9 protein-coding genes are annotated in these 5,654 nt (G+C 47.7%); 1 reads left to right on the forward strand and 8 read right to left on the reverse strand.

Going from position 1 to position 5,654, the window contains the following annotated elements:
- Positions 1-144: 144 nt before the first annotated feature.
- Positions 145-501, reverse strand: a complete 357-nt coding sequence (locus ACY2VW_RS13580) for an Asp23/Gls24 family envelope stress response protein (RefSeq protein WP_022461895.1) — start codon at positions 499-501, stop codon at positions 145-147.
- Positions 502-746: 245 nt separating this feature from the next.
- On the opposite strand from ACY2VW_RS13580, the gene rpmB reads away from it, so the two are divergent.
- Complete coding sequence (gene rpmB / locus ACY2VW_RS13585; RefSeq protein WP_022461896.1) at positions 747-932, forward strand: 50S ribosomal protein L28; 186 nt, start codon at positions 747-749, stop codon at positions 930-932.
- 392 nt (positions 933-1,324) lie between these two features.
- Here the strand turns inward: rpmB and ACY2VW_RS13590 are convergent, their stop codons facing one another.
- The 7 genes from ACY2VW_RS13590 to ACY2VW_RS13620 all read right to left on the reverse strand — a co-directional run.
- The gene (locus ACY2VW_RS13590) at positions 1,325-1,471 is read right to left on the reverse strand and encodes a hypothetical protein (protein WP_167622772.1); all 147 of its coding nucleotides are present in this window, start codon (positions 1,469-1,471) and stop codon (positions 1,325-1,327) included.
- Positions 1,472-1,477: 6 nt separating this feature from the next.
- Positions 1,478-1,882, reverse strand: a complete 405-nt coding sequence (locus tag ACY2VW_RS13595) for a GerW family sporulation protein (RefSeq protein WP_461878413.1) — start codon at positions 1,880-1,882, stop codon at positions 1,478-1,480.
- A gap of 3 nt (positions 1,883-1,885) precedes the next feature.
- A complete protein-coding gene (locus ACY2VW_RS13600) occupies positions 1,886-2,869 on the reverse strand; it encodes a DUF2953 domain-containing protein (RefSeq protein ID WP_461878414.1) in 984 nt (327 codons plus the stop codon).
- Positions 2,866-3,195, reverse strand: a complete 330-nt coding sequence (locus ACY2VW_RS13605) for a hypothetical protein (RefSeq protein WP_461873059.1) — start codon at positions 3,193-3,195, stop codon at positions 2,866-2,868. The genes ACY2VW_RS13600 and ACY2VW_RS13605 overlap by 4 nt, the downstream gene beginning before the upstream one ends.
- Entirely contained in the window at positions 3,179-3,655 is a 477-nt protein-coding gene (locus tag ACY2VW_RS13610) for an NUDIX hydrolase (RefSeq protein ID WP_022461900.1), read from the reverse strand. The genes ACY2VW_RS13605 and ACY2VW_RS13610 overlap by 17 nt, the downstream gene beginning before the upstream one ends.
- A gap of 203 nt (positions 3,656-3,858) precedes the next feature.
- Positions 3,859-5,325, reverse strand: a complete 1,467-nt coding sequence (locus tag ACY2VW_RS13615; RefSeq protein WP_461878415.1) for a peptidoglycan D,D-transpeptidase FtsI family protein — start codon at positions 5,323-5,325, stop codon at positions 3,859-3,861.
- Positions 5,273-5,654, reverse strand: a 382-nt coding sequence (locus ACY2VW_RS13620; protein ID WP_461878416.1) for an FtsW/RodA/SpoVE family cell cycle protein, incomplete at its 5' end; no start/stop codon positions are given. The genes ACY2VW_RS13615 and ACY2VW_RS13620, both read right to left, overlap by 53 nt.

The raw sequence follows: 5,654 nt of genomic DNA on the forward strand, positions 1-5,654 counted from the left end.
GCCGTCCGGTACCGGGAACACGTTCAGCTCATTGATCCACTCTTTCTTTACTTCCAGATTTTTTGCACCAGCCAGAAACATTTTTGCCAGTAAGCCGGCATCAATTGTATTTGTAGCCACTTTCTTTATTTCCTCCTATTACCATCAGTCGATGACGCGAACGCCTTCAACCAGGATGTTGATTTTTTCAATTTCCATTCCGGTGAACTCTTCCACCTTGTATTTCACATTATTGATCAGGTTATCTGTTACGGCAGAAATACTGACTCCGTAAGAAACAATCACGTGGAAATCCAGGGAAATTTTATTTTCCGAAATCGATACATTGATTCCGTGTGTCAGACTCTCTTTTTTCAGAAGTTTGACCAGTCCATCTTTCATGTTTACCGCTGCCATTCCGACAATGCCGAAGCACTCCACAGCAACGCTGCCCGCATACAGGGCGATTACATCCGGATTGATTACGATTTCTCCCAAGCCTGTATTCATACGACCTTTCATGCCTTGTATCCTCCAATTCCATCATACTTGTTCATAACATAGCGAGTCCGATATAACTGACTCTGCTCTACGATACATTATAACCGCTTTTCCGCAAAAAAGAAAGTTTAAAATGAAAAACCTTCAAAATTCATATAATTTTTTCATTTTTTACTTGCAAAACCGGTATAGATCTGTTAGAATGACTTATGTTGTGAGTCTAAAATGCGTTTTGACTCAAGTACGTATGTCAAGGAGGTGCAATCATGGCAAAGTGTGCAATTTGTGAGAAGGGTGCTCATTTCGGAAACAACGTAAGTCATTCACATAGAAGAAGCAATAAAATGTGGAAATCTAACGTAAAATCTGTCAAAGTTAAAGTTGACGGTGTACCGCAGAAAATGTACGTATGTACTTCCTGCTTAAGATCCGGAAAAGTAGAGCGTGCATAAGTTGAATGGTTAAAAGGCCTTTCCAGTCCGGGAAGGCTTTTTTGCTGTTCAAAAATAAAATTAAGATTTTAAAAAAAGTTCTGGGAAGAGCAAACAGGACATAAGTTTTCGCTTATGCCCTGTTGTGCTCTATTTTTTATATTTTAAAAGGGAGAAAAAAATAGCGTGGTCTCTTAAGCTGAACCTGCCGACGATCCATATGCTCAGCAAAAGAAAAAGAGCATCTACCAAAACTTTCGTTCTGGTAAGACGCCCTCGTCTTGATCTATGATATTAGTATAGTTGGCTGATTCATTTAAGATGGGCTTATTATAGCGCAGCTTTCTTCATTTTGCAAGTATTTCCCTGTACAAATCAGCCAGTTCATTTCAGATCTTTTTGTGCATTTTTCACTATTCCCCTGTATTGCAGAACAGATGATATCCCACGCACAGCAACAGAGCGGCCGCAAGAACCGTAAGAAATGAGCTGCGGATCATCAGGCTGATGAGAAGCCCGACCCCCATCCAGAACAGCAGAAAACCTAAAATTCTGCACAAACGAGCTTACTCCTTATCCGCCTCTTGGTTTATTATATGCTCTACTTCCTCTGCGGTATACCCGTCCTCTTCCTTTTTGCCGGTAAAGCGGCTGATCAGATCCGGAGCCATGTCAATGATTTTGGTGACAGCATCCTGGTTTTTGATGTTGACCAGACGCGTTCCGTTTTTGCTGATGACAAGAACGGCGCTCGGGGAAATTTTTCCGCCCATACCGCCTCCTGCATTGTTCTTTGCATTTTCTGCGAATGCACCCGCTCCCACGCCGAAGGAAACGTCTACCAGCGGCAGAAGAATCGTATCATCAATGTGGATCGCCTCGCCTACGACCGTCTTTGTTGTGATAAAGCTGTCCATTCCGCGGAACAGTGCTTCTACGGTATTCTGAAATGTGTTGTCCTTTTCTGCCATCTTTTAGGCCTCCTTGTGTTTGAAATGTCGTATGGTTTTTCGAAGATTCTGATCCCGGAATAATCGAAGTGCGATGCCGGCTGCTGTCACAGCCTGAAAGCTTCCTTTCATCCGGACATCGCCCCGGAGAATTTCCTGTTCGAAATCCGGCTGGATGGAAAGGTCTTTCGGCAGTTTTCCATAAATCATACCCAGAATGCCAAGTGCCTCTCCGGTCAGTGCCGGATCGTCAAATCCGAACCGGACTGTGCCGGTTACTTTTTTCGGTGCTGCTTTCTTTAGGAAATAAAGCACTTCTTTCTTTGCATGGAGCAGTGCCTCACGGAACATCTTCGAACGGAAGAATTTTTTCACACTCTCCCACTTTCTTTTTAACCGTCTGCCTGCCTGGATTTTCTGCTCCAGTTTTTCGAGCAGACGGAACGGAAGTTCCAACAGCCGGAAAGCTGTCTGCAGCAGACGGCTGGCAAGATTCAGCAGTTTTTCCGGAAGATGTTCGATCCTTCCGAAAAACCGTTCCAGAATGCTTTTTTTCGGCGCATCCGGTTCCTGCTCTTGCTCTGGCTGCTCCTTCTGTGCTGTCACCTTCTGCTGTTTTTCTGTCTGGTCCGGTGCTTTCTGCTCTGCTGTTTTTTCTGCTTCCGGCGCATTTTCTGTCTCATTTTCCTCCGTCCGGGACACGGACGCTTCTCCCCGGCGGATCTTTTTCAGCCGCCGTTTCCATGTTTCCAGCGATGCCCCGAAAAGCAGAATCTGCGCCTCCGGCTTCTGTTCCTCATACGAGGCCGTCAGCGCGACAGCTCCGAAAAGCCACGATACTCTTCCGCTCGCTTTTACGCAGGCAAATCCCTCTTCTTCTTTCTGAACCTGCGCCCGGTAGCAAAGAGGAAGAAACAGGACGGTGCAGACGATAAGAAGCACGAGAAACAATAAAACAAGGAGTAAAACCCCCAGTGCCTTCAAAATCATGAATAGTATATGTATCATTCACATCCCTCAATCCGGTTCAGCAGCCATTCCCGGATTTTTACTTCTCCGGTTTCCCGATAAGTTTCCAATGCGATCGCCTCCACAAGCTCAAAAGCTTCCTCGCGCGACACGGCAAGTCCGACAATCATCGGACAGTTTCTCCGCACGGCCGGCTGCAAAAGCAGATCCGCCGGAATTACATCCAGATTGTTCTGCGGATTGGAAGGCAGTGTGAGGAGCCAGACTCCCGGAACTGCCTTTTTGTTCTCAATCCGGCGCATCCATTTTTTCTGTTTCTTTTTTGCAGTATCCCCGACGTACAGATTTTTATACCAGTTTACCATATTTTCCCTGAGCCTGTGGCTGAACCTTCCATAAATTTGCTCTCTTCAGTTCCAGATACTCCTGATAGGCCTTTTCCAGAATCTGCCGTTCATTGGAAAATTTCAGCAGATGATATGCTTCGTGATACTTGTAATAGCCCGAATCCACAAAGTATTCTTCTCTCTGCGGACGGCTGTAGTAGCCGGACGAGGCCATCAGATACCAGTGCACCTCTTTTTCCACGGTGTCCTCCGGAATGCTGAAGCTGTACTGGCTTTTTCCCACATACTTGATGATGGTTCCGTGCACGCCGGACTCCTCATACACCTCGCGGACAGCAGTCTGTTCATGGGTTTCTCCCGGCTCCACGGTTCCCTTCGGCAGAACCCATCCTTCATATTTGTTGCGGTAGCTTTTGTAAAGCGTCAATATTTTTCCACGGTAGATTACGATACCTCCGCAGCTTACTGCTTCGATCATACGTTTTAAGCTCCTTCTGGCTTTTTCCATTCTCTGACAGCTCTTTTCTTCCCGCCTGCCGCCAGATCTTCTGTTAAAAAGTATACCTCTTTTCCCGCCCCCGCGCAACCTTAAAACCGCATCCTTTTTCTAACATTTTTCTAAAAATTCAGAAAACGCGCCCGAACCCATCCTTTCCGGTTCGAACGCGTTTTTTTCATCGTTTACTGCTGTGCATAATATGCGTCAATTACCTGTCTTGCAATCGGTACAGCGACTTCACTCGAATATCCGCCGTTTTCTGCCACAACAGCAATGACAATATCAGGATCATCCGCATTGGAGAATCCGACAAACCAGGAATGCGGTGTCTCTCCGTCGCTTCCGTGTTCTGCGGTTCCTGTTTTACCGGCGATATTGTACGGCAGATCCGAAAGTGAAACTGCAGTTCCGCTCTGGACAACGCCTTTCATCAGCTCTGTCAGCGTATTGGCTTCGCTCTCGGACATTACCGTGCCAAGAGACTCTTTATAAAAGGTTTTGACTGCCTGTCCGTCCGCAGACACAATGTTGTCCACATAACGCGGTTTGATCATTTCTCCGTCATTTGCAACCGCGGAGGCGATCAGTGCCATCTCCATCGGTGTTACCAGCGTATCGCCCTGGCCAATGGAGGTCTGCATCACAAGAGCATCCGCCGTTGTCGAATCAAGGTCGAAAGAACTTTTGCTGGTCGGAAGCTCCAGATCCAGACGGCTGTTCAGATACAGGGAATCCGCCAGCGAGCGGAAGGCATCTTTATCCAGCCCAAGGCCAATCTGTGCAAAGGCAGAGTTGCACGAATGTGCAAACGCACCTGCAAAATCTTCCGGTCCATGCACTTCACCGCCGGAGCAGTGAATCGTATAGTTTCCTGCTGTCAGCTCACCGTCACAGTCGAACGAAAAACCGTCCAGTGTTCCGTTCTGACGGAGATACGCAAGCGAAGTAACAATCTTGAACGTAGATCCCGGCGGATATCTTCCCTGCAGACCGCGGTTCAGAAACACGCCGCTCTCATCGTCTGCGTTCAGTGCCTCCCAGTCCTCATCAATCGTATTGGGATTAAAAACCGGATTGCTCACATTGGCAAGTACACGGCCCGTTTTTGCCTCCAGCACGACAACTGCACCGCGGTATCCGTCCAGTGCATCGGCCGCGGCCTGCTGGAGTGTTGTATTCAGCGTTGTATAGAGACTGTCTCCCGGGTTCTTCGCATCGCTGAATTCATTCTTTACCTGCTTTAACTTACTTGTATGGGACTCCATCAGCATATAGTTGTAGGAAGATTCGAGGCCGCTGTTTCCTTTTCCCGTGTAGCCAACCACCTGCGCAAACAGGCTGCCGAACGGATACGTTCTTATCTCATCCCCGTTTTCATCTGTCGTCGTCTTTGCCAGTTCCTGGCCGTCCGCAGAATAGATTGTTCCGCGGACCACGCGCTCTGCATAGTTATTCTGTCTCGTATTGTAAGAACTATTCAGAAATTCTTCTTTCCGCACGACATTAAAGTAAACAAGATACGCGATCAACCCAAGAAACATGGCCACGAACAGGAACGAAACGATCAGATACGGCCCTGCGCCGTTGTTTGCCGCCTTACCAGCGGAGGCTGTTCTCGGTCTGCTCTTCGATCCGCCGTTCGAATTCATCCGGCTGCTCGCGGTACTTCTGGCGGGTTCCCTGTCCGTCGTTCCGGCTGCCGCTCTTCTTTCGTCTTTCGGTCTCTTCGTCCGGGCGTCGTTTTTTCTTGGCGCCTGGGTCGTTTTTCTGCTGGTTTCGTTTCTTCTTGTTTCGTCTTTTCTCAAGCTCCTCACCTTCGTCTTCCCTTAAGATGTACAATCCCTGAATGATCGACAGCATCAGCACCGTGGAGAACATAGAGCTTCCTCCATAGCTGACCAGCGGCAGCGTGATACCTGTCATAGGAATAAATTTAATGGTTCCTCCGATGGTGAGGAACACCTGTGTCGCATATTCC

Source organism: Fusicatenibacter sp., from assembly GCF_977045365.1.